At 73.5% G+C, this 21205-nt stretch carries 12 protein-coding genes and 5 pseudogenes; 7 read left to right on the top strand and 10 right to left on the bottom strand.

From position 1 onward, the window contains the following. Positions 1 to 3 precede the first annotated feature (3 nt). From KIF24_RS00505 to mraZ, 4 genes and pseudogenes are all read right to left on the bottom strand, one after another. Positions 4 to 2218, bottom strand: a pseudogene (locus KIF24_RS00505) (peptidoglycan D,D-transpeptidase FtsI family protein). 3 nt (positions 2219 to 2221) lie between these two features. Continuing rightward, positions 2222 to 2828, bottom strand: a pseudogene (locus tag KIF24_RS00510) (septum formation initiator family protein). Further along, on the bottom strand, positions 2825 to 3934 hold the full coding sequence (gene rsmH, locus KIF24_RS00515) for a 16S rRNA (cytosine(1402)-N(4))-methyltransferase RsmH (protein WP_221082266.1): 1110 nt from the start codon (positions 3932 to 3934) through the stop codon (positions 2825 to 2827). The pseudogene KIF24_RS00510 and the gene rsmH overlap by 4 nt, the downstream one beginning before the upstream one ends. Before the next feature lie 207 nt (positions 3935 to 4141). Next, positions 4142 to 4573 (bottom strand): division/cell wall cluster transcriptional repressor MraZ, encoded by a 432-nt coding sequence (gene mraZ / locus KIF24_RS00520; RefSeq protein ID WP_221082267.1) that lies wholly within the window; start codon positions 4571 to 4573, stop codon positions 4142 to 4144. Positions 4574 to 4927: 354 nt separating this feature from the next. On the opposite strand from mraZ, the gene KIF24_RS00525 reads away from it, so the two are divergent. The 3 genes and pseudogenes from KIF24_RS00525 (at position 4928) to KIF24_RS00535 (ending at position 7598) form a co-directional block, all read left to right on the top strand. Continuing rightward, positions 4928 to 6175, top strand: a complete 1248-nt coding sequence (locus KIF24_RS00525; protein WP_221082307.1) for a Mur ligase family protein — start codon at positions 4928 to 4930, stop codon at positions 6173 to 6175. Continuing rightward, positions 6165 to 6883 (top strand): annotated as a pseudogene (locus KIF24_RS00530) (type 1 glutamine amidotransferase). The gene KIF24_RS00525 and the pseudogene KIF24_RS00530 overlap by 11 nt, the downstream one beginning before the upstream one ends. Next, positions 6880 to 7598: pseudogene (locus tag KIF24_RS00535) on the top strand (TVP38/TMEM64 family protein). The pseudogenes KIF24_RS00530 and KIF24_RS00535 overlap by 4 nt, the downstream one beginning before the upstream one ends. A gap of 277 nt (positions 7599 to 7875) precedes the next feature. On the opposite strand, the gene leuS reads toward KIF24_RS00535, so the two are convergent. Further along, positions 7876 to 10716: a leucine--tRNA ligase gene (leuS, locus tag KIF24_RS00540; RefSeq protein ID WP_221082268.1), complete on the bottom strand. Its 2841-nt coding sequence runs from the start codon at positions 10714 to 10716 to the stop codon at positions 7876 to 7878. Positions 10717 to 11237: 521 nt separating this feature from the next. Here leuS and KIF24_RS00545 point away from each other — a divergent pair. From KIF24_RS00545 to KIF24_RS33760, 3 genes and pseudogenes are all read left to right on the top strand, one after another. Then, the gene (locus KIF24_RS00545; protein ID WP_221082269.1) at positions 11238 to 12290 is read left to right on the top strand and encodes an AAA family ATPase; all 1053 of its coding nucleotides are present in this window, start codon (positions 11238 to 11240) and stop codon (positions 12288 to 12290) included. 1 nt (position 12291) lies between these two features. Continuing rightward, the gene (locus tag KIF24_RS00550) at positions 12292 to 13590 is read left to right on the top strand and encodes a DUF58 domain-containing protein (RefSeq protein WP_221082270.1); all 1299 of its coding nucleotides are present in this window, start codon (positions 12292 to 12294) and stop codon (positions 13588 to 13590) included. Positions 13591 to 13606: 16 nt separating this feature from the next. Beyond that, positions 13607 to 16074 (top strand): annotated as a pseudogene (locus KIF24_RS33760) (transglutaminase TgpA family protein). Positions 16075 to 16110: 36 nt separating this feature from the next. Here KIF24_RS33760 and KIF24_RS00560 read toward each other — a convergent pair. After that, a complete protein-coding gene (locus KIF24_RS00560) occupies positions 16111 to 16527 on the bottom strand; it encodes a nuclear transport factor 2-like protein (protein WP_221082271.1) in 417 nt (138 codons plus the stop codon). A 79-nt stretch (positions 16528 to 16606) separates the two neighbouring features. On the opposite strand from KIF24_RS00560, the gene KIF24_RS00565 reads away from it, so the two are divergent. Next, positions 16607 to 17188: a TetR/AcrR family transcriptional regulator gene (locus tag KIF24_RS00565; RefSeq protein ID WP_230414742.1), complete on the top strand. Its 582-nt coding sequence runs from the start codon at positions 16607 to 16609 to the stop codon at positions 17186 to 17188. Between the two features lie 203 nt (positions 17189 to 17391). Here the strand turns inward: KIF24_RS00565 and KIF24_RS00570 are convergent, their stop codons facing one another. From KIF24_RS00570 to KIF24_RS00585, 4 genes are all read right to left on the bottom strand, one after another. After that, a complete protein-coding gene (locus tag KIF24_RS00570) occupies positions 17392 to 17787 on the bottom strand; it encodes a DUF3040 domain-containing protein (protein WP_221082273.1) in 396 nt (131 codons plus the stop codon). Positions 17788 to 17902: 115 nt separating this feature from the next. Continuing rightward, on the bottom strand, positions 17903 to 19162 hold the full coding sequence (locus tag KIF24_RS00575; protein ID WP_221082274.1) for a DNA polymerase IV: 1260 nt from the start codon (positions 19160 to 19162) through the stop codon (positions 17903 to 17905). Between the two features lie 38 nt (positions 19163 to 19200). Continuing rightward, the gene (locus KIF24_RS00580) at positions 19201 to 20403 is read right to left on the bottom strand and encodes an alkaline phosphatase family protein (protein ID WP_221082275.1); all 1203 of its coding nucleotides are present in this window, start codon (positions 20401 to 20403) and stop codon (positions 19201 to 19203) included. After that, positions 20400 to 21164, bottom strand: coding sequence for a methyltransferase domain-containing protein (locus tag KIF24_RS00585; RefSeq protein ID WP_221082308.1), 765 nt, complete (start codon positions 21162 to 21164; stop codon positions 20400 to 20402). Before KIF24_RS00585 ends, KIF24_RS00580 begins: the two co-directional genes overlap by 4 nt. Positions 21165 to 21205: the final 41 nt, after the last annotated feature.

Raw genomic sequence — 21205 nt, forward strand, 5'->3', positions numbered from 1 at the left:
CGGCTACGGAAACACGGTGAACGTCGGCGCCGGCTCGCCCGGGGGAGGCACCCGGAAGTGGCGCAACGTGAAGGTCATCATGTCCCGGAAGGCCGGTGCCGAGATCTGGCCACCGCCACCGCTCGGGCTGTGCACGAAGACCGCGATCACGTACCGCGGGTCCTCCGCCGGCGCCATCCCGATGAACGACGCGACCTCGCCGGGCTGCTTCTTGCCCTCGACCAGCCGCCAGCCGGTGCCGGTCTTGCCGGCGACCCGGTAGCCGGGCACCGCCGCCGCCAGCCCGGTGGCGTCGTCCACGGTGGTGACCGCCTCCAGGAGCGTACGCAGCGCGGCGGCGTTGTCCGGGCTGAGCACCTGCCGGGTCACCGGCTCCGCCGCCGGGGTCCGCTTCCCGTCCGGGGCGATCGTCTCGCTGACCAGGTGCGGCTGGACGTAGGTGCCGTCGTTGGCGATGGCGGCGTACGCGGCGGCCATCTGCAACGGGGTGGCGTCCACGCTGTGCCCGATCGGCACCGACCCGTGCGACGAGTCGCTCCACTCCGCCAATGGCAGCAGCCGCCCGCTCGCCTCGCCGGGCATGCCGACCCCGGTCGACTCGCCCAGCCCGAACCGCCGCTGGTAGTCGAGCAGGCGCTCCGGGCCGAGCTTGTCGGCGATCTGGATGGTGCCGACGTTGGAGGAGTACGCCATCATCCCGGCCACGCTCATCCGCCGGCCGTTCCCGAAGTGGGTGTCGGGGAACCAGGTGTCTCCCTTGCGGATGCCGTTGGCCACCGGGAACGAGGTGTCCGGAGTGATCACCCCCTCCTGGAGCGCCGCACCGAAGGTGATCGCCTTGTGCACCGAGCCCGGGTCGACCACGAAGCTGGTGGCCGCGTCCACCCGGTCGGTCGGCTCGCTGGGGAAGGGTCTGGCCGCGTTGTACGTGGGGTGGCTGGCCTGGGCCAGCACCTCGCCGGTGCGCGCGTCCAGCACCACCGTCGCGCCGGTGCTGCCCTGCACCTGCTGCATCCGGTCGCTGAGGATGCGCTGCACCATGTACTGCAGGTCGCGGTCGATGGTGAGCACCAGCGAACTGCCCGGCTTGGCCGGGGTGGTGATGCTTAAGCCGCCCGGGATGGGCGCCCCCAGGTCGCCGAGGCCGACCTCGAAGACCCGCTGGCCGTCCTCGCCGTGCAGCAGGTCGTCGAAGCGTGCCTCCAGGCCCTCCAGCCCCACCATGTCGGGGCTGGTGAAGCCGATCAGGTTGGCGGCCAGGTCTTCGCCGGGCACCTCGCGCCGCTCGTCCCGGTGGGTGTTGATGCCCGGCAGCTTGAGCGCCATGATCTCCTTGGCGCGGTCGATGTCCACCCCTCGGGCCAGGTACTCGAACTGCGAGTCGACGCCGCTGATCCGCTTGCGGGGCCGCATCCTCTCGGCCAGTTCCGAGGCCGGGATGCCCAGCAGCGGGGAGAGCGCGTCGGCGGTCGCCGCGATGTCCTCGATCCGGGTCGGGTCGGCGTAGACGTACCGGGCCTCGACGCTGTGTGCCAGGGCGGCCTTGCCGGAGCGGTCGTAGATCGCCCCGCGCGGCGCGGGCAGCTGCACGGTCCGGGTCCGGTCGGCGAGCCCGCCGTCGGCGTACGCCGGGGTGTCGACCGCCTGGAGCACGACGAGCCGGACGCCGATGGCGACGAAGAGAGCCAGGGCCAGCACGGTGCCCAGGCGCAGCCGGCGGCCGGGGTCGGCGAGCCGGGGCGGGCGGGGCGCTTCCGCGCCGGCCGCCGCGCCGCCGGCCGGTCGCCACGGCGCGGCTCACGGGCGACCCGCCGCCGGGGCGTCACGGTCGGGGATTCGTCGCGTCCGGTGCGGTCGCTGACCGTCCGGACCACGGTGGCACCACCGACGCCGCCGTCCCGGCGGGTCGGGCCGCCCGGCCGGCCGGCGGCCCGACCCCCGTCGAGGACCTGCAGGGCGGGGCGGAACGGATCCTGCGACCGGCTGCTGCGTGGGGTGCGCCGCTGCTCGACCCGGCCCCCGGCGGCCGGCGCGGCCCCTCCCGGATGGTGCGGCCCCGCGGCGTGTACGCGCGGGCGTCGGAGATGCCTCCGACGCCCGGCTCTCCGCCCCGCTCTCCCGCCGCCCGGGGCGGCACGCCCCGCTCCCCGCCGCCACGGGACGAACCGCGCCGGGAGCCTGTGGCATCCCGGCGCGGTTCGTCTGATCTCGATGGCACGGCCTACCCCTCCGCGCCCTGCTGGCTCGCGATGGACACCGGCCCGCCGGCCGGCTGCGGCACGCCGATCACCTTGCCGTCCGGCAGCCGGATGTAGGCCAGCTCATCCGACTCGACCAGACCCAGCCGGCGGGCCTGGGCGGCGAGGTTGCCGGGCGACTCGGACTCGGCGATCTGCTTCTTCAGCTGCTGCTGCTCCACGTCGAGCTTGGCCTGCTGCTGCTGCAGTTCGTCCAGCCGGAAGGCGTTCTCGTTGATCTTCGTGTTGACCGCCAGGATGCCCAGCACTCCGCCGACCACCAGCACCACCACGAGCGCGGCGAAGGGTGCCCGGGGCACCCGAATCGGCGCCGGCGGGGCGACCCGCAGCCGCGGCGACGCCACCTGCTCGGCAGGGACCACCGCGGCCCGCTCCACCGGACGCAGCGCGGCGCTGCCCTGGGTGGGGAACTCGCGCGCCCCCGGGCGCGAGTTTCCGACGGCCGGTTCGCCCGACCCGTGGGCTGCTGCCCGTCCCCGGCCCCCGGGCCCGCTCCGCCGCGATCCGGCCCCCCGACCGCGGTGCGCGCTGCCCGACGCCGGCGATGTCCCGGCGCTTGTCAACGTTCATGTTCCCTCCCCCTCGTCGTCCGTGGTGTCCCCCGGCATCCGCCGCGGATCCGAGCCGGATCCCGCGGCCGATCCCGTCCCCGGTTGGTGCATCGCCTTGACCTGGCGGCGGTACCGTTCGCGGTCGGTACGCCCCCGCTGCCGTGCCTGCGGATCGATCCGCTCCGCGGCCCGCAGGCGCACCGAAGCGGCCCGCGGGTTCGCGGCGACCTCCACCTCCCCGGGCAGCTCCGCGCCCCGGCTGAGCAGCCGGAACGTCGGCTCCGACCCGGGCAGTTCGACCGGGAGGTCGATCGGGCCCGTGCTGCGGACCCGCTCGGCGAGCGCCTGTTTGGTGAGCCGGTCCTCCAGCGAGTGGTAGGACAGGACCACCAGGCGACCGCCGATGGAAAGCCGGTCGAGAGCGGCTGGCAGCGCTGTCTCCAGCGCTGCCAGCTCCCTGTTTACCTCGATCCGTAAAGCCTGAAACGTTCTCTTTGCCGGGTGTCCGCCGGTTCGCCGGGCCGGTGCCGGTATCGACTCCCGGACCAGCTCGGCCAGCCGTGCCGACGAGGTGATCCGGCCGCGCTCCCGCTCCCGGATGATCGCCGAGGCGATCCGCCCGGCGAACTTCTCCTCGCCGTAGACCCGCAGCACCCGGGCCAGGTCCGGATGCGGGTAGGTGTTGACCACCTCCTCGGCGGTCACCCCCCGGGTCTGGTCCATCCGCATGTCCAGCGGCGCGTCCTGCGCGTACGCGAACCCGCGGTCGGGCGCGTCGAGTTGCAACGAGGAGACGCCGAGGTCGAACAGGACCCCGTCCACGGACGGATGACCCAGCCGGTCGAGCACCTCGGGCAGTTCGTCGTAGACGGCGTGTTCCAGCTGGACGCGGTCGGCGAACCGGGCCAGCCGCACCCGGGCGTGGGCCAGGGCCTCGGTGTCCCGGTCCAGGCCCACCAGGATCGTCTCCGGATGGGCCTGCAGGACCGCCTCGGCGTGCCCGGCCAGACCCAGCGTCGCGTCGACGTGCACGGTGCGTCCATCGCCCCGGCCCAGCGCGGGGGCCAGCAGCTCGAGACACCGCTCGAGCAGCACCGGCACATGTGTGCCGCGTAGCTCCCCCATGTCGACCCCCACTGTTGACCCCGGTTTCGTACCGCGCCCTGCTGTCGGACGACGCCGTGCCGTCGTACCGCCAGATCCCCATCCGCTCTCCGCCCGCCTGCCGGGCCACGGCCCTGAAGGTCGGATCGCGCGCCTGGCACCGGGGAAGGGATGCCAGGAACTCGAAAGCGGCTGGAGATCTCGCAGTACGTCGGGCGTCGCCACGCCCTACAGACCGCCTGGCAGCACCCCTTCCTCGATGTCGGCGAAGTCGTCTTCGCTCTCGGCGAGGTAGGTCTCCCAGGCGACCCTGTCCCAGACCTCCACCCGGGTGCTCGCGCCGATGACCACCAGGTCCCGGTCGAGCCCTCCGTACGTGCGCAGATGGGCAGGGATGGTCACCCGGCCCTGCTTGTCCGGCACCTCGTCGTGCGCGCTGGCGAAGAAGACCCGGCTGTAGGCCCGGGCCGCCTTGTGCGTCATCGGCTGTGCGCGCAACTGCTCCGCGATCCGCTGGAACTCCGGCGTCGGAAATACGTAGAGGCAGCGCTCCTGCCCTTTGGTGATCACGACACCCCCCGCCAACTCGTCCCGGAACTTCGCCGGAAGGATCAGCCGGCCCTTGTCATCCAGGCGCGGAGTGTGGGTGCCGAGAAACATCGGCCCAACCCCCTCGCCCTCTAGCGGCGTTCGCGCGCCGCTGACCCCCCGGGCCGGTGGGCCCTCCCGGCCTCACCAATGCGCTCCACTCTACTCCACTTCCCTCCACCCGCAACCAGATTCGACCGCGTGGCGCACCGTGTCGAGCGGCAAAAGGGCACGTCAGCAAGGGTGGAGCGGAGTGGAGGGGCCGGGCGCCCGCCGGCCGGGGTCCACTATCCGACAAAGATCGACTGCGGCCGGCCGAGCGCCACCGTCCCGGCCGCGGTGGAGGCCGACCCGGACCGAACGTGGTCGGTGGCGATCTCCCACGTCGTCCGGTCCGGTAACCTCGCTCGCGTGACGGACGCGAAGATGCCCCTGCGGGCGAAGGTGGCCAGCTCCGTGTCACGGACCGCCGCGGCGTTGTCCCGAGCGGCAGGCCGTGGCGACGGCTCGGTGATCGGAGGATGGCTCGGCCTGAAGATCGACCCCGAACTCCTCGCCCATCTCTCTTCCGGCCGCGCCATCGCGCTGATCTCCGGCACCAACGGCAAGACCACCACCACCCGGCTGGCCGCCGCGGCCGTCGGGGTGCTCGGCCGGGTCGCCACCAACTCGTTCGGCGCCAACATGCCCACCGGGCACACCTCCGCCCTGGCCAAGGCGGGCAGCACCCCCTACGCGGTGCTGGAGGTCGACGAGCACTACCTCGCTCAGGTGATCGACGCCACCGACCCGCACGTGGTGGCGCTGCTCAACCTCTCCCGCGACCAGCTGGACCGGGCCAAGGAGGTGGCCATGATGGCGCAGCTCTGGCGCGCCGCCCTGGCCCGGCATCCGGACATCCGCGTCGTCGCCAACGCCGACGACCCGATGGTGGTCTGGGCGGCCACCCCACCAGCCGCTCACGACCAGCGGATCACGCCGCCGCACGTCACCTGGTTCTCCGCGGGGCAGCGGTGGCACGACGACTCCTGGGTCTGCCCCGAGTGCGGCTCGGCCATCCAGCGCTCCGGGGAGCAGTGGTGGTGCACGGGCTGCCCGCTGCGCCGCCCCGAGCCGCAGTGGACCGTGGACGACGAGGGCGCCGTCGACCCGACCGGCGCCTGGTACAAGGTGAAGCTCCAGCTGCCGGGCAAGGTCAACGTCGGGAACGCGGCCACCGCCCTCGCCGTCGCCGCCGAGTTCGGCGTACGCCCGTTCGACGCGGTCCCCCGCCTCGCCGACGTGACCTCGGTGGCCGGGCGCTACGCCCAGGTCGTGCGGGAGGGACGGACCGTCCGGCTGTTGCTGGCCAAGAACCCGGCCAGTTGGCTGGAGGCGTTCGACATGGCCGACGAGGCGCCGACCCTGCTCTCCATCAACTCCCGCGACCCCGACGGCCTGGACACCTCCTGGCTCTTCGACGTCGACTTCGCCCCGCTGCGCGGGCGCCAGGTGCTGATCACCGGCGACCGGGCGTACGACCTCGCCGTCCGGCTGGAGGTCAACGACGTGCCGTTCCAGTACGTACGCAGCTTCGACGACGCCGTCCGGGCGGTGCCACCGGGACGGCTGGAGGTCATCGCGAACTACACCGCGTTCCAGGACATCCGAGCGGAGTTGGACCGTGTCAACTGAGACCCTGCGCATCGTCTGGATCTATCCCGACCTGCTGTCCACCTACGGCGACCGGGGCAACGCCCTGATCCTGGCCCGCCGGGCCCAGCAGCGCGGCTACCCGGTCGAGGTGTTGGAGGTCCGCTCCGACCAGCCGCTGCCCACCACCGCCGACATCTACCTCATCGGTGGCGGCGAGGACGGGCCGCAGGCACTCGGCGCGCAGCGGCTGATCGCCGACGGCGGCCTGCACCGGGCGGTGGCCCAGGGCTCGGTGGTGTTCGGCGTCTGCGCCGGCTACCAACTGCTGGGCGGCTCGTTCTTTGCCAAGGGCAGCCAGTACCCGGGCCTGGAACTGCTCGACCTCTCCTCGGACCGGGGCCCCAGCCGGGCCGTCGGCGAGCTGGCCGGCGACATCGACGCCCGGCTCGGCCTGCCACCGCTGACCGGCTTCGAGAACCACGGCGGCCGGACCCGCCTCGGCCCCGAGGTCTCCCCACTTGCCCGGGTCACCGCCGGCGTCGGCAACGACGGCGCCACCGAGGGGCGTGGCGGGGCAAGCTGCTCGGCACCTACTCGCACGGCCCCGCGCTGGCCCGCAACCCGGCCCTGGCCGACCTGCTGCTGCGCTGGGCCACCGGCGCGCAACAGCTGCCGCCGCTCGACGACACCTGGGCCGACCGGCTGCGGGCCGAACGCCGGACCGCGGTGGCCACCACCCGGGCATGATCCCGGCCCGGTGGCGTCTGCCGCGCCGCCAGGGGCCGCCGGGCGGCCCGCCCTGGTGGCCGATCGCGTTCACGTCGCCGGTCGTCCGGTTCGCCCTGCTGCTGCTCCTGCTCGCCGCGTTCGGCGTGACGCTGCTGCTGGTGCCGCGGCCCGACCCGACGGCGCTGCCGCAGTTCGGCGACCGACTGGGTGGTCTCGCCCCGGTCGCCGGCGTCCTCGGCGGGGCACTGCTGCTGGTGGCGCTGGTCCCCCGCACGTTCATCACACTCGCCGCCGGAGCGGTCTTCGGCGCCCTGGAGGGGGCCGCGTACGCGCTCGGCGCAGCGCTGCTGGCCGCCGCGATCGGTTTCGCCGTGGGCCGGGTGCTGGGCCGGGAGTTCGTCGCCGAACGCATCCGGGGCCGGCTGGCCCGCCTCGACCGCTGGTTCACCCGGCAGAGCGTGCTCGGCGTGGTCACCGTACGGCTGCTGCCGATCTCCGGCTTCGGCCTGGTCAGCTACGGCTACGGCACCACCGGCGCGCGGGTGCTGCCGTTCCTCACCGGCAGCGTGATCGCCTCCGCGCCGACCGCGTTCGGCTACGCGGCGGTCGGCGCCGCCGTCACCTCCCCGGCGAGGTCAACTGGTTCGCCGCCGCCCCGGCGGCGCTGGGCTTCGTCGCCGGCGCCGTGCTGCTCGCCCGCTGGTGGCGCGCCGAACGCCGCCGCCCCCGCTGACCACACCCACCTCCGCTGAGCACCCCGCCGGCCGCGTGGAAGTCGGTCAGGGGGTGGGGCTTGCTGAACAGTCGGGCCACGTGGGCCTTCGCGGTGGCCACACTGATCACGAGCGCGCTGCTCCGGCACGCCATGCCGGTGCCGGCCTGGCAGCGGCTGATCGAGCCGGGCGCTCCCCCACCCCTCTCCCCTCCCGCCCTGTTGATCATGAGGTTGGCGGCAGTGGTTGATCTTCAAACCGCCGCCGACCTCATGATCACCGAGGATGGTTGGGCGGCTACAGGACCACGGAGACCATGCGGCCGGGGATGACGATGACCTTGCGGGGTTCCTTGCCGGCCAGTGGGGCGGCCACCGCCACCAGGGCCGCTGCCCGCACGTCGTCCTCGCCTGCGTCGGCGGGAACCTCGATGCGGCCGCGGACCTTGCCGTTGACCTGCACCGGGTAGGTCACCGTCTCGGCGACCAGCAGGGCCGGGTCGGCCACCGGAAAGTCCGCGTACGTCAGCGAGGTCGAGTGGCCCAGCCGCCGCCACAGTTCCTCCGCGATGTGCGGGGCGAACGGCGCCACCATCAGCACCAGCGGTTCGGCCACCTCGCGCGGGGTGCCGGCCAGCCGGGTCACCGCGTTGGTCAGCTCGATCAGCTTGGCGATCGCCGTGTTGAACCGGATCTGCTCCATGTCGCCCCGGACGCCGTCGATGACCCGGTGCAGCAGCCGCCGGGTCTGCTCGTCGGCCGGGTCGTCGGTGACCCGCGACTGCCCGGTCTGCTCGTCGACGACGGCCCGCCAGACCCGTTGCAGGAAGCGGTACGAGCCGACGACCGCCCGGGTCTCCCACGGGCGGGACACCTCCAGCGGGCCCATCGACATCTCGTACACCCGGAACGTGTCGGCGCCGTAGGCGGCACACATGTCGTCCGGGGTGACGACGTTCTTCAGGGACTTGCCCATCTTGCCGTACTCCCGGTTCACCTGGACGTCGCCCAGGAACCAGCCGCCGTCGCGCTCGGCGACCTCCTCGGCCGGCACGTACGCGCCCCGCGCGTCGGTGTACGCGTACGCCTGGATGTAGCCCTGGTTGAACAGCTTGCGGAACGGCTCGAACGACGACACGTGGCCCAGGTCGTACAGCACCTTGTGCCAGAACCGGGCGTACAGCAGGTGCAGCACGGCGTGCTCGGCACCACCGACGTACAGGTCCACGCCACCGCAGTCACCCTCGCCGCGCGGTCCCATCCAGTACCGCTCGGTGTCCGGGTCGACGAACCGCTCGCTGTTGGTCGGGTCCAGGTAGCGCAGCTCGTACCAGCAGGAGCCGGCCCACTGCGGCATCACGTTGGTCTCCCGGGTGTAGCGCTTGGGCCCGTCACCCAGGTCCAGCTCCACCTCGACCCAGTCCCGGCGGCGCGACAGCGGCGTCTCCGGGTCGCTGGCCGCGTCCTGCGGGTCGAAGGTGCGCGGGGAGAAGTCGTCCACCTCGGGCAGCTCGACCGGCAGCATCTCCTCCGGCAGCGCGATCGCCGTGCCGTCGGCGTCGTAGACGATCGGGAACGGCTCACCCCAGTAGCGCTGCCGGCTGAACAGCCAGTCGCGCAGCCGGTAGGTCACCGCGCCCTGGCCGTTGCCGGTCGCCTCCAGCCACTCGATGATCCGCGCCTTGGCGTCGGCGACCCCCAGGCCGTCCAGGTCCAGGCCGCGCCCGGGCGCGGCGCTGTTGACCGCCGGGCCGTCACCGGTGTACGCCCTGCCGTCGAAGCCGTCCGGCGGCTGCACGGTACGCACGATCGGCAGCTCGAAGACCTCGGCGAACTCCCAGTCCCGCTCGTCCTGGGCGGGCACCGCCATGATCGCGCCGGTGCCGTAGCCGGCCAGCACGTAGTCGGCGACGAAGATCGGAATCTGCCCGCCGGTGGCCGGGTTGGTGGCGTACGCACCGGTGAAGACGCCGGTCTTCTCCTTCGTCTCGGCCTGCCGCTCGACGTCGGTCTTGGCCGCCGCCGCCTTGCGGTACGCCTCCACGGCCTCCCGCGGGCTGGCGTGCCCGCCGGTCCACGCGTCCCGGCTGCCCTCCGGCCAGGCGGCCGGCACCAGCGCGTCCACCAGTTCGTGCTCCGGGGCCAGCACCATGTAGGTGGCACCGAAGATGGTGTCCGGTCGGGTCGTGAACACCCGGACCGGTTCGCTGGTGGTGGGGAAGTCGATGTGCGCGCCGGTGGACCGGCCGATCCAGTTGCGCTGCATCAGCTTGATCGGCTCCGGCCAGTCCAGCTTGTCCAGGTCGTCCAGCAGCCGGTCGCCGTACGCGGTGATCCGCATCATCCACTGCTTCAGGTTGCGCTTGAAGACCGGGAAGTTGCCCCGCTCGGAACGGCCGTCGGCGGTGACCTCCTCGTTGGCCAGCACCGTGCCCAGCCCGGGGCACCAGTTCACCGGCGCCTGCGAGACGTACGCCAGGCGGTGGTCGTCGACGATCCGGCGGCGCTCGTCGGCCGACAGCTGCGCCCACGGCCGGCCGTCCGGGGTGCGCCGGCCACCCCCGGCGAACTCGGCGATCAGCTCGCTGATCGGACGGGCCCGCCCCGCCTGCCGGTCGTACCAGGAGTTGAAGATCTGCAGGAAGATCCACTGGGTCCAGCGGTAGAAGTCGGTGTCGATGGTGGCCACCGAACGCCGCTGGTCGTGGGCCAGCCCCAGCCGGCGCAGCTGCTCCCGGTAGCGGCCGATGTTGGCCTCGGTGGTGGTCCGCGGGTGGGTACCGGTCTGCACCGCGTACTGCTCGGCGGGCAGGCCGAACGCGTCGAAGCCCATCGCGTGCAGCACGTTGCGCCCCGCCATCCGCTGGTAGCGGGCGAAGCAGTCGGTGCCGATGTAACCCAGCGGGTGCCCGACGTGCAGACCCGCGCCGGACGGGTACGGGAACATGTCCAGCACGTACAGCTTCTCGGCACCGGCGCGCGGATGGGCCGGGTCGGCCAGCGGACCGGCCGGATTCGGCGCGTGGAAGCTTCCCGCACGTTCCCAGAAGTCCTGCCAGCGGCGTTCGATCTCGTCGGCCATCGCCGCCGTGTACCGGAACGGTGGCGTATCGCTCGTCGGGGTGGCTGCCTCGGTCATGGCCTCTCCTCGCGTCGCTCGGCGGAGTCTGTGGGTGCTGGCTGGTCTCGTGTCCGGTCCTCGCCGGCCCGCCGCGGGCCGACGGCGGGCACGAAAAAGCCCCTCACGCAGGAGGGGCCGCCGTGCTGTCGCGCGTTCAGCGCATCAGCACGGCCCGGTAAGAAGCAGGAAGACTCCGGCCATGACCGGCAGTGTACCGCCACTCCCGCCGGTGCCGCCGCCCACCATCGGTCAGCCGGCGTCCGGACCCGGCTGGTCGTGGCCGTGGCCGGTCCGGCCGCCGAGTTCGGTCGTGGCCGTCGGGCCCCCTTACCCCGCAGAACCGGCGACATGCGCTGCGTGGATGACAAATAGCTGCGTAAGCACTCAAACACCTGCGGCGGTCGGCGTTGACGACAAACATGGTTAGCCTGAGAGGCCAGTGAGAGTGCTGCGGCAGACGAGGCTCGCGCGTCGCGAACCCAACGGCGGGTCCAGGTGCTCTATTCAGAGCTGCCGTGACGGCGACGAGGAGGAGGCCCGTGACACAACAGACCTGGGACGAAGTTGGCGGTCTGCTGCCGCACGACGAGTTCCGCGCCGCCAGTGACGCGATCGTGTCCAACATCGAACAGGTCATCGAGGGCAAGACCGCCACCGTGCGGCTGGCCCTGGCCGTCCTGCTCGCCGAAGGTCACCTACTCATCGAGGACGTGCCCGGCGTCGGCAAGACCAAGCTGGCCAAGGCCCTGGCACGGTCGATCGACTGTTCGGTCCGCCGCATCCAGTTCACCCCCGACCTGCTGCCCAGCGACGTCACCGGGGTCAGCGTCTACAACCAGGAGACGCACGACTTCGAGTTCCGCCCCGGCGCCGTGTTCGCCAACCTGGTCGTCGGCGACGAGATCAACCGTGCCTCGCCGAAGACCCAGTCCGCGCTGCTGGAGTGCATGGAGGAGCGGCAGGTCACCGTCGACGGGGTGACGTACCAGCTACAGACCCCGTTCATGGTGATAGCCACCCAGAACCCGATCGAGATGGAGGGCACGTACCCGCTGCCGGAGGCGCAGCGCGACCGGTTCACCGCCCGCATCGCGATGGGATACCCGGACCCGACCGCCGAGCTGGCCATGCTCGACGGTCACGGCGCGCACGACCCGCTGTCCGCGCTGCGGCCGGTCTCCGACGCCGAAACGGTGCGCCGGCTGATCGGCCACGTCCGGCAGGTGCACGTCGCCGACGCGGTCAAGCAGTACGCGGTCGACCTGGTCACCGCCACCCGCGAGTCGCCCGACCTCCGCCTGGGCGCGTCCCCCCGGTGCACCCTGCAGCTGCTGCGCACCGCCCGTGCGGTGGCCGCCCTCGACGGGCGCGACTACGTCCTCCCCGACGATTTGCAGGTGCTCGCCGTGCCGGTGCTGGCGCACCGGATCATCCCGACCGCCGACGCCCAGCTCGCCCGGCGTACCACCGACGCGATCGTCGCGGACGTGGTGCACCGGCTGCCGCTGCCGCACGACCGCAAGCGCTCGCCGTACGACACCCGGCCACCGGGCGGCAACGGCCGGGCCCCGTTCGAGCCTCGGAGGCCGTGACGTGCGTGACGGGCTGCGCGGGCTGACCACCCGGGGCCGTTCCTTCCTGGCCGCCGCGGTCGCGGCGGCCGTCTCCGCCGGCATCCTCGGCGAGAAGGACCTGCTGCGGGTGGCCGTCCTGCTGGCCGTCCTGCCGCTGCTCGCCGCGCTCTACGTCGGTCGCAGCCGTTACAAGCTCGCCTGCCACCGGTCGCTGGAGCCGCACCGGGTGCCGGTCGGGGCCAGCGCCCGGGTGGTGCTGCGGTTGCAGAACATGTCCCGCCTGCCCACCGGCACCCTGCTGCTGGAGGACCGCCTCCCGTACGCGCTGGGCAGCCGGCCCCGGGTGGTGCTGGAACGGCTCGGCGCGCACCAGGCCAGCTCGGTGGCGTACACGGTGCGCGCCGACGTGCGCGGCCGGTACGAGGTCGGGCCGCTTGTGGTCCGGATGACCGACCCGTTCGGCCTCTGCGAACTCAGCCGCGCCTTCCCCGGCACCGACCGCCTCACCGTCGTCCCGCAGGTGGTCCCGCTGCCGTCGGTGCGGCTGCCCGGTGCGTACGCCGGCAGCGGCGACAGCCGGGCCCGTTCGGTGGCGGTGCACGGCGAGGACGACGCGGCCACCCGCGAGTACCGGCGCGGCGACGACCTGCGCCGGGTGCACTGGAAGTCGACCGCCCGCACCGGGGAGCTGATGGTGCGGCGGGAGGAACAGCCCTGGGAGAGCCGGGCCACCGTGCTGCTGGACACCCGCGCGTACGGCCACCAGGGCGACGGTCCGACGGCCAGCTTCGAGTGGGCGGTCTCGGCCGCCGCGAGCATCGCGGTGCACCTGCGGCAGGCCGGCTACAAGCTGCGGCTGGTCACCGGCGCGGGCGCGGACGTCGACGCGGGCGAGACCGCCGGCGACGGGCTGCTGCTCGACCAGCTCGCGGAGGTCCGGCTGGACCAGCGGGTCGAGATCACGACACTGGTGCAGCACGTCCGGCAGCGGGCCGACGGCGGCCTGATCATCGGCCTGTTCGGGTCGTTGAGCACCGCCGAGGCGGAGCTGCTGGCCGGGCTGCGGGCCAACGGCGCCACCTGCGTGTCCTTCCTGCTGGACAGCTCCGCCTGGCTCAACCTGCCGGCGCCCGCCCGGGCCGAGGCCGACCAGGCACACGACACCGCCGCGCTGGCCCTGCTGCAGTCCGGCTGGCGGGTGGTCGGTGTCGACCACGGCGGCCGGCTGCCGGCGCTCTGGCCGCAGGCCGGCCGGGGTTCTCAGGGTTTCGCCCTGCGGGCGGCGATGGCCGAGACGGTGGCCGGCGGCGGCCGATGAACGGAAGGTCCCCCTCATGATCGCCCACCGCAACCTGGGCCTGGTCGCCGCCGCCGCGACGCTGCTCGCGGCGGCGCCGCTGTCGGCCATCTTCGATCGCTGGACCTGGTTGGTCCAGGCAGTCATCGCGGTCGCCGCGGTGGCCGCGGCGGCGGCGCTGGCCCGGCTCGGCCGGACCCCGCTGTCGCTCCAGATCCTGGCCATGGTGGGCGGCCTCACGCTCGCCCTGACCTGGCTGTTTCCCAGCGGTGAGGAACTGCTGGCGGTGCTGCCCACCCCCGCCACCTTCGGGCATTTCGCCGAGTTGTTGAGCAACTCGGTCGGCGACATGCGCTCGCACGGCGTGAAGGTCCCCGACACCGATCCGCTGCTGTTCATCACGGTGCTCGGGGTCGGCGGGGTGGCGGTGCTGGTGGACGTGCTCTGCGTCGGCCTGCGTCGGCCCGCCCTGGCCGGCCTGCCGATGCTGGCCATCTACTCGGTGCCGGTGGCGGTCTACGTGGACAGCGTCCCGCCGGTGCCGTTCGCGATCGGTGCCGCCGGCTTCCTCTGGCTGCTGGTCACCGACAACGTGGACCGGGTCCGCCGCTTCGGTCGGCGGTTCACCGGCGATGGCCGGGACGTCGACGTCTGGGAAGCCTCCCGCTGGCCGCCGCCGGCCGGCGGCTGGCCGTGCTGGGTCTCGCGCTGGCCGTGCTGGTGCCGCTGGCCGTGCCGGGGATGACCGCGGGGCTGCTGACCGGCCTGAACTCCGGCGTCGGCTCCGGCATCGGTCCGGGGCTGGGGGGCTCCCCGGGCCGGGTCGACCTGTTCGCCGCGCTCAGCGGGCAGCTCAACCAGTCCCAGGTGACCGACCTGGTGAAGGTCAGCACCACCGAGGAGGATCCGTTCTACCTGCGCTTCGGCGTCGCCGACGAACTGCGCAACGACGGCTTCCGGGTCCGCGGTCCCAACGGCCGGCGGGTCGGCGGCGACCTGCCCGATCCTTCCGGGCGGTCGCAACCGGGCGTCGAGCGGACCCGGCACCGGGCCACCGTGGAGGTCAGCCGGGATCTGGTCATGCCGCTGCTGCCGGTCTACGCCGAGCCGGTCAGTTTTGCCGAACTGGGCAACAACTGGTATTACGACCCGAACCTGCAGGTCGTCTTCTCCAACCGGGAGAACTCCCGGGGCAAGCAGTACGCGTTCGACTACGTACGCACCACGTACACTCCGCAGGCCCTGCGCCGGGCGCAGCCGCTGCCGGCGGATCTGCCCCTGCGCCGGCAGCAGACCGTGACCCCGGACGTGCCCGAGGTACGGGCCCTGGTGGCGGAGCTGATCCAGGGCGAACGCACCGAGTACGACAAGGTGCGCGCCATCTACGACTACTTCTCCGAGGACAACGGTTTCAGCTACCGGCTCAGCACCGAGCAGGGCACCAGCGGCCAGGAGATCCTCGACTTCCTGGAGAACAAGGTCGGCTACTGCCAGCAGTACGCGGCGGCGCTGGCCTGGATGGTCCGCGATGCCGGCATCCCGGCCCGGGTCGCCTTCGGGTTCACCAACGGCAGCGGGCGCAGCGATGACAGCTACACGCTTACCAACCGGAACCTGCACGCCTGGACGGAGGTCTACTTCGACCAGATCGGCTGGGTGCCCTTCGACGCCACTCCGGCCTACGGCGTGCCGGGTTCGACGCGGTCGGCGTGGGCGCCGGACACCGACGCCCCCGAGGAGAACTCACCGCAGACCGGCGCGGCGGGCACGCCCGACCAGGCCGACCCGTCGGCGGGGCCGGACGGGGGACCGGACCAGTTCGAGGAGGGCACCGATCCGGGCGCGGCCGCCGGTTCCGACAATCCGAACCAGCCGGTGTCACGCTGGCCGTGGCTGATCGTGGCCGGCGTACTGCTGCTGGTCCTGCTCGCCGTGCCCGCGTTGCGCCGGCTCGCCCTGCGTCGCCGCCGGGAACGGCCGGCACCGGCGATCCGGACGGTGGACGTTCCGGACGCGAGCCGGCCCACGACGGGCGGTCCGCTCGTGGTGGTCGGCGCCGATCCGGACCGGGCGCGGGCCGACGCGCACGCCGCCTGGGACGAGCTGATCGACACGCTGGTCGACTACCGGGTCCGGGTCGACCGGACGGAAACTCCCCGGGCGACCGCCGACCGGCTGGCCCGGGAGGCGATCACCGCCGACACCGAGGCCACCTCGGCGGTCCGCCTGCTCGGCCGGGCGGAGGAGCGGGCCCGCTACGCCCGCGATCCGTTGACCGGTGAGCCCCTGCCGGCGGCCCTGCGGACCGTGCGCAACGCGCTCGCCGGGCGGTCGGACCGGCGCACCCGGCTGATGGCGGCCGTGTTGCCGCCGTCGGTGCTGCACCGGTGGCGCACCGCCGCCGCGGACGCCTCTTCCGGGCTGGTCGCCTCGGGTGGGCAGCTGCGTCACCGGCTGCTGCGGTTCAGTCCGCGCCGGCTGATCGCCAGTCGCGCGGGCCGCTGAGCGGACCGGCGACCCGGGTCGGACCGGTGCCGGTGTTCAGCGTGCGTCCGGTCCGTGACTCGGGCTGTCCGACACGTTCCGGGTCAGCTGGGTCACGGATCGCAGCCGGCCGTCCGCGGCCAGGCGGCCGAACATGAAGATCTCCGTCGAGATGGGCTGGCCCCTGCGCATGACCGCGGTCAGGACGTAGCGCGCCGCCACCTGCTCGCCGTCGTTGACGACCTCCCGGACCACGGTCCGGATCTCGACCGCTCGCCGGCGTCCCGAGTGCACATGGGCGAGCAGCCGTCCCCGGTCGAGCGGCAGGCCGTCGTTGGTGAGGATGAAGTCCGGGGTGTGGTAGCGGTCGAAGACCGCCGCCGGCTCCTCGTCGCCGAAGGCGATCTCCTGTGGATAGCCGTGCAGGTAACCGGCCAGGTCGTGGCCGGGGAGGCGGGTGCTGGACGCGGTCATGAGAGCCCTTCTCGGCGGTTATCCCTTACACACACGTCCAAGATATCGCCATCCGCTAACCTGGACAACCGTGTCTGAGATGAGCGGGCCGAGGCGGCGGCGACGCGCCGACGCCGAACGCAGCAGCGCCGTCGTGCTCCGGGCCGCCATCGACCTGTTGGCCCGCCGGCCGCAGGCCAGCATGGAGGACATCGCGGCCGCCGCCGGGGTCGCCCGGCAGACCGTGTACGCGCACTACTCGTCGCGGGACCGCCTGCTGACAGCCGTGGTCGAGCACGTCATGGCCGACGTGATGGCAGTCTTCGACAGCCTGGACCTCGACCGCGGGTCCCCCGTCGACTCACTGCGACGCTGGCTGGACGCCGCGTGGCGGGTGCTGGCCCGGTACCCGATCCTGCTGACCGACGCCGTCGTCGCACCACCCGCGGACGAGTACCGGCGACACCTGCGGATCACCGGACACCTGGTCGAACTCCTCGAACGGGGTCGACGCTCGGGCGAGTTCGACAAGCGACCACCGGTCACGTGGCAGGTGTCGGCGATCGTCGGGCTGGGCCACGCGGCCGGGCAGGAGGTGGCCGCCGGCAGGATGCCGATGCAGGACGCCGGCGCGGCGTTCCGGCGCGGGGCGCTGCGGGTGTGCGTCCGCTCCGACGACTAGGCGTCGGCCCACGGCGGCGAGGAGAGCATCCCGCCCGGCGGTCGGCCACCGCCGGCACGCGGAACCCGGCGCGTGGGCGGCAGGGTCGACCGGCGCCGACGGCAACGCCGAACAGCTCGACCGGCACCGGGCCGATCGAGCGCAAATCGCCCCAGCTGTCGGGCCGGGGTGAACTGCCCCGCCTCAGGTGCGGCGGGGCATGGTCAGCGGTGCCCCTCCGGGCGCTGCCGCCACCGGTCCTCCAACCGGTCGAGTAAGCCGGGCCGTCGGCCGGCGCGACCTCGGGACCGGCGACGACTGGCCGTGCCTCCGACGACGTGCAGGTCGGGTGACTGCGCCCGACGGTGCGACTGCACCGCGAACGCGGCCGAGGCCAGCATGACAACGAATCCCGCCACTGCCAGCGGCGGCGTCTTGATCACCGCGCCGTAGACCAACAACGCCAGGCCAACGATGATCATGCCGGCAGCGACGAGCAGGCGACGCCGCGCGTGGAAGCGCGGATCGCTGGCGCGCACAGCCGAGGCGAACTTGGTGTCCTCGGCAAGCGACCGCTCGATCTGATCGAACAGCCGCTGCTCGTGCTCCGAGAGCGGCACGGCACTCCTCCCCGGTCACGTTGGTCGGCCCGGTCGGGCCGACAGACCGTGGCAGCCAACCGGCTGCTTACCCGCAAGTCTACGAGGGCCCCCGCGCGTCGGAAAGCGGGACGACCTACGGCCGGGTCGGATTTTCGCTTCGTCGCGGCCCCCGCCCGGTGAGAAGACTAGCCGGTCCTATGACGGACCGCCCGAAACGGGCAGCCGCCGCGTCGGCGGCGACCTCCGCCTCCCGCCAGCCCCGCTCCGGCTCGCCCAGGGCGAGTTGCCGCGGCGTCTCGTCGGCCACCGTCAACCCCTCCGCCCGGACACCGACCAGTCGGATCCGCTCACCCGGGTCCAGAGCCGTGTAAAGCGCCCACGCCGTGTCGAACAACTCCCGGGCCACGTCCGTCGGCACGTCGTGGGTGCGGGCGCGGGTCACCGTGCGGAAGTCGGCGGTGCGTACCTTGAGCGACACGGTCCGCCCCACCTGCCCGGCGCCGCGCAACCGGGCACCGACCTTCTCGGCCAGGGCGAGCAGCGTTCGCCGGATCTCGGTCGGGTCGTCGACGTCCACGTCGAAGGTGACCTCGGCGCCGATGGACTTCTCCACCTGGCCCGGGCTGACCCGGCGCGGGTCGCGCCCCCACGCCAACTCGTGCAGGTGCGCCGCGGCCGCCTCGCCGAGCGCGCCGCGCAGCATGCCGACCGGCGCCCGCGCGAGGTCACCGACGGTACGCAGGCCGAGCCGGATCAACGCCTGCTCGGCACGCTCCCCCACCCCCCACAGCGCGGCGACCGGCAGCGGATGGAGAAAGTCGAGCACCTGGTCGGCCGGGACGACGAGCAGGCCGTCGGGCTTCGCCCGGGTCGACCCGAGCTTGGCCACGAACTTGCTCGGCGCCACCCCCACCGAACAGGTCAGCCCCTGCTCCGCGACGACCCGCTCCCGGATGCCGCGGGCGATCGCCGCGGGTGGGCCGAACAGCCGTCGGGCACCGGCGACGTCGAGGAACGCCTCGTCCAGGGAGAGCGGCTCGACCAGGGGTGTGACGTCCCGGAAGATCTGCATGACCGCCCGCGAGGCGGCCGTGTAACGGGCGAAGTCGGGGGCGAGGAAGACCGCGTGCGGGCAGAGGGCGCGGGCCCGCATCGTGGGCATGGCGCTGCGTACGCCGTACCGTCGGGCCTCGTAGCTGGCCGAGCTGACCACGCCGCGCGGACCGACGCCGCCGACCACCACGGCCCGGCCCCGCAACTCGGGCCGGTGCCGCACCTCGACCGAGGCGTAGAAGGCGTCCATGTCGACGTGCAGGATGGGGCAGTCGGCGTCGTCGGCGCCGGGCCCGAACCGGGGATCGCCGCCCCGGGGTAATGACTGGCTGCGGCCCACCCGCGCAGGTTAACCCCCGGCTGTGACACTCCGGCCGATCAGCCCCGCACCACCAGCAGAGGGACCGTCATCTCCGTCGCCGTGTCCGCGCCGTGGAAGCCCACCAGCCGGGACACCGTCGGAGGCTCGGACCGGCTGGCCAGCACGGCGTACGTGTCGTTGCAGACCACCACGACGTCGCCGATCCGCTCCCGGTGTTCCTCCGGCACCGGCCCGAACCAGCCGGTGGCCACCGCCTCCTCGCGCGACAGCACCCGGGCGGCGGCGCCGAGCACACCCGACCAGGCGGCCGTCACGTCGGCGGCGGCGCCCGGCGCGACGTGCAGATAGCGCACCCGGGGCTCACCCGCGACCACCCGCACCCCGTCGGTGAGCCGGGGGTCGGTGTCCAGGTCGAACCGGTGCCCGGCGGGCACGTTCAACTGCCCGTGGTCGGCGGTGACCAGCAACGCCGCGTCCGGTGGCAGCCCGTCCACCAGCCGGGCCAGCAGCGCGTCCACCTCGGTCACGGCCACCCGCCAGGGCAGCGAGTCGACGCCGCTGAGGTGACCGTGGCGATCGACGTCCGGGTGGTATCCGGAGACCAGGGTCGGGCCGGACCCGGCGGTCAGCGCGGCCAGCATGGTGGCGGCCACCGCGTCGACACCGGCGGCGCCCCGGTAGTCGCCGCCCCGGTTGGCGGCCAGGGTCAGGCCGGTGCCGCCGAACTCCGGCCGGCTCACCGCCGTCACCGCGACACCCGCGGCGCGGGCCCGCTCCAACTGGGTCGGGACCGGCTGCCAGCGCAGCGGATGCGGATCGTCGGCCGCCCACTCGATGTGGTTGAGCACCCGGTCGGTGCCCGGGATCCGCAGGGTGAACCCGAGCACCCCGTGCGTGCCCGGTGCCGTGCCGGTGCCCAGCGTGACCAGGCTGGTCGGGGTCGTGGAGGGAAATCCGCAGGTGAGCGGTCGGCCCGCCGCGGCGGTCAGGCCGGTCAGGGTCGGCGCGTACGGCGCGGCGGTCGGGATCTGGTACCAGCCGAGGCCGTCGACCAGCAGCACCGCGATCCGGCGCACCCCCGGCAGCTCGGCGAAGAGCCCGAGCCGGTCCACGGCGCCGGGCACGCCGAGCACGGCGAGGCTGCTGGGCAGCACGCCGGCGAGGTTGCCGCCGCCGTAGCCCGGCGTGACGACCTCCAGCGGTCGGGCCCGGCCGGTCGGACCGGGCCGCCCCGGTGGCGCCGGTGCCGGGCCGGTCATGCCGGGCGGCGGGCGAAGAGGTGCAATTGGGCGGCGACGTCCCGCCACGGTGGTCGCGCGGCCAGCGTCCGCTCCAGGTCGACCAGGGCCCGCGGCTGGCCGTCCGCCACGGCCGCGGGCAGCAGATCGGCCAGCACCCGTACGCCGTGGATCTCCTCGACCGTCAGCCCGGCGGCGGCCAGCAGCGCGGCGGCGCCGTCGGCGTCGAAGCGGCGGCGCAACGTGTCCCGGGAGCCGGTGCTGCCCTCGGGGTCGGCGGCCAGCGCCGTGGCCGCGTCGAGATGGCCGTTGATCGCCCGGCCGAGCACCGCCGCGGCCCGCCCGGCGACCAGTACGCTCGCCGCGCCGCCCGGGCGCAGTGCACCGGCCAGCGCGGACACCACCGGCACCGGGTCGTCGACGACCTCCAGCACGGCGTGGCAGAGCACCAGGTCGACACTGGCCGGCTCGACCAGCCCGGCGAGCGCGTCCCCGTCGCCCTGCACGGCACGTACCCGCTCGGCCACCCCGGCCTCGGCGGCCCGGCGGCTGAGCGCGGCGAGCGCGTCGGGGCTGGCGTCGACCACGGTGACCCGGTGCCCGACCAGAGCCAGCGGCACGGCGAAGCCGCCGGTGCCGCCACCCACGTCCAGCACGGTCAGCTCGGCGTCGGGCCGGCGGTCCAGCTCGGCGCGCAGCACCGACCAGACCACGGCGGTACGGGGGGTGAGCGGCGGCCCGACCGGGCCGGGGGTCTGTTCCACCCGGTCGAGCCTAGTCAGGCTGGGACAGACCGCCAGGGGGGCGGCCCGGCCGTGACGGC

The organism is Micromonospora tarapacensis, assembly GCF_019697375.1.
GTDB classification, from domain to species: Bacteria; Actinomycetota; Actinomycetes; order Mycobacteriales; family Micromonosporaceae; genus Micromonospora; species Micromonospora tarapacensis.

Coding starts and splice junctions, on each gene's coding strand:
- KIF24_RS00560 (WP_221082271.1), bottom strand. CDS start 16,527: ATGACCGCGTCCAGCACCCGCCTCCCCGGCCACGACCTGGCCGGTTAC.
- KIF24_RS00565 (WP_230414742.1), top strand. CDS start 16,607: ATGAGCGGGCCGAGGCGGCGGCGACGCGCCGACGCCGAACGCAGCAGC.
- leuS (WP_221082268.1), bottom strand. CDS start 10,716: ATGACCGAGGCAGCCACCCCGACGAGCGATACGCCACCGTTCCGGTAC.
- rsmH (WP_221082266.1), bottom strand. CDS start 3,934: ATGGGGGAGCTACGCGGCACACATGTGCCGGTGCTGCTCGAGCGGTGT.
- KIF24_RS00580 (WP_221082275.1), bottom strand. CDS start 20,403: ATGACCGGCCCGGCACCGGCGCCACCGGGGCGGCCCGGTCCGACCGGC.
- KIF24_RS00525 (WP_221082307.1), top strand. CDS start 4,928: ATGCCCCTGCGGGCGAAGGTGGCCAGCTCCGTGTCACGGACCGCCGCG.
- mraZ (WP_221082267.1), bottom strand. CDS start 4,573: ATGTTTCTCGGCACCCACACTCCGCGCCTGGATGACAAGGGCCGGCTG.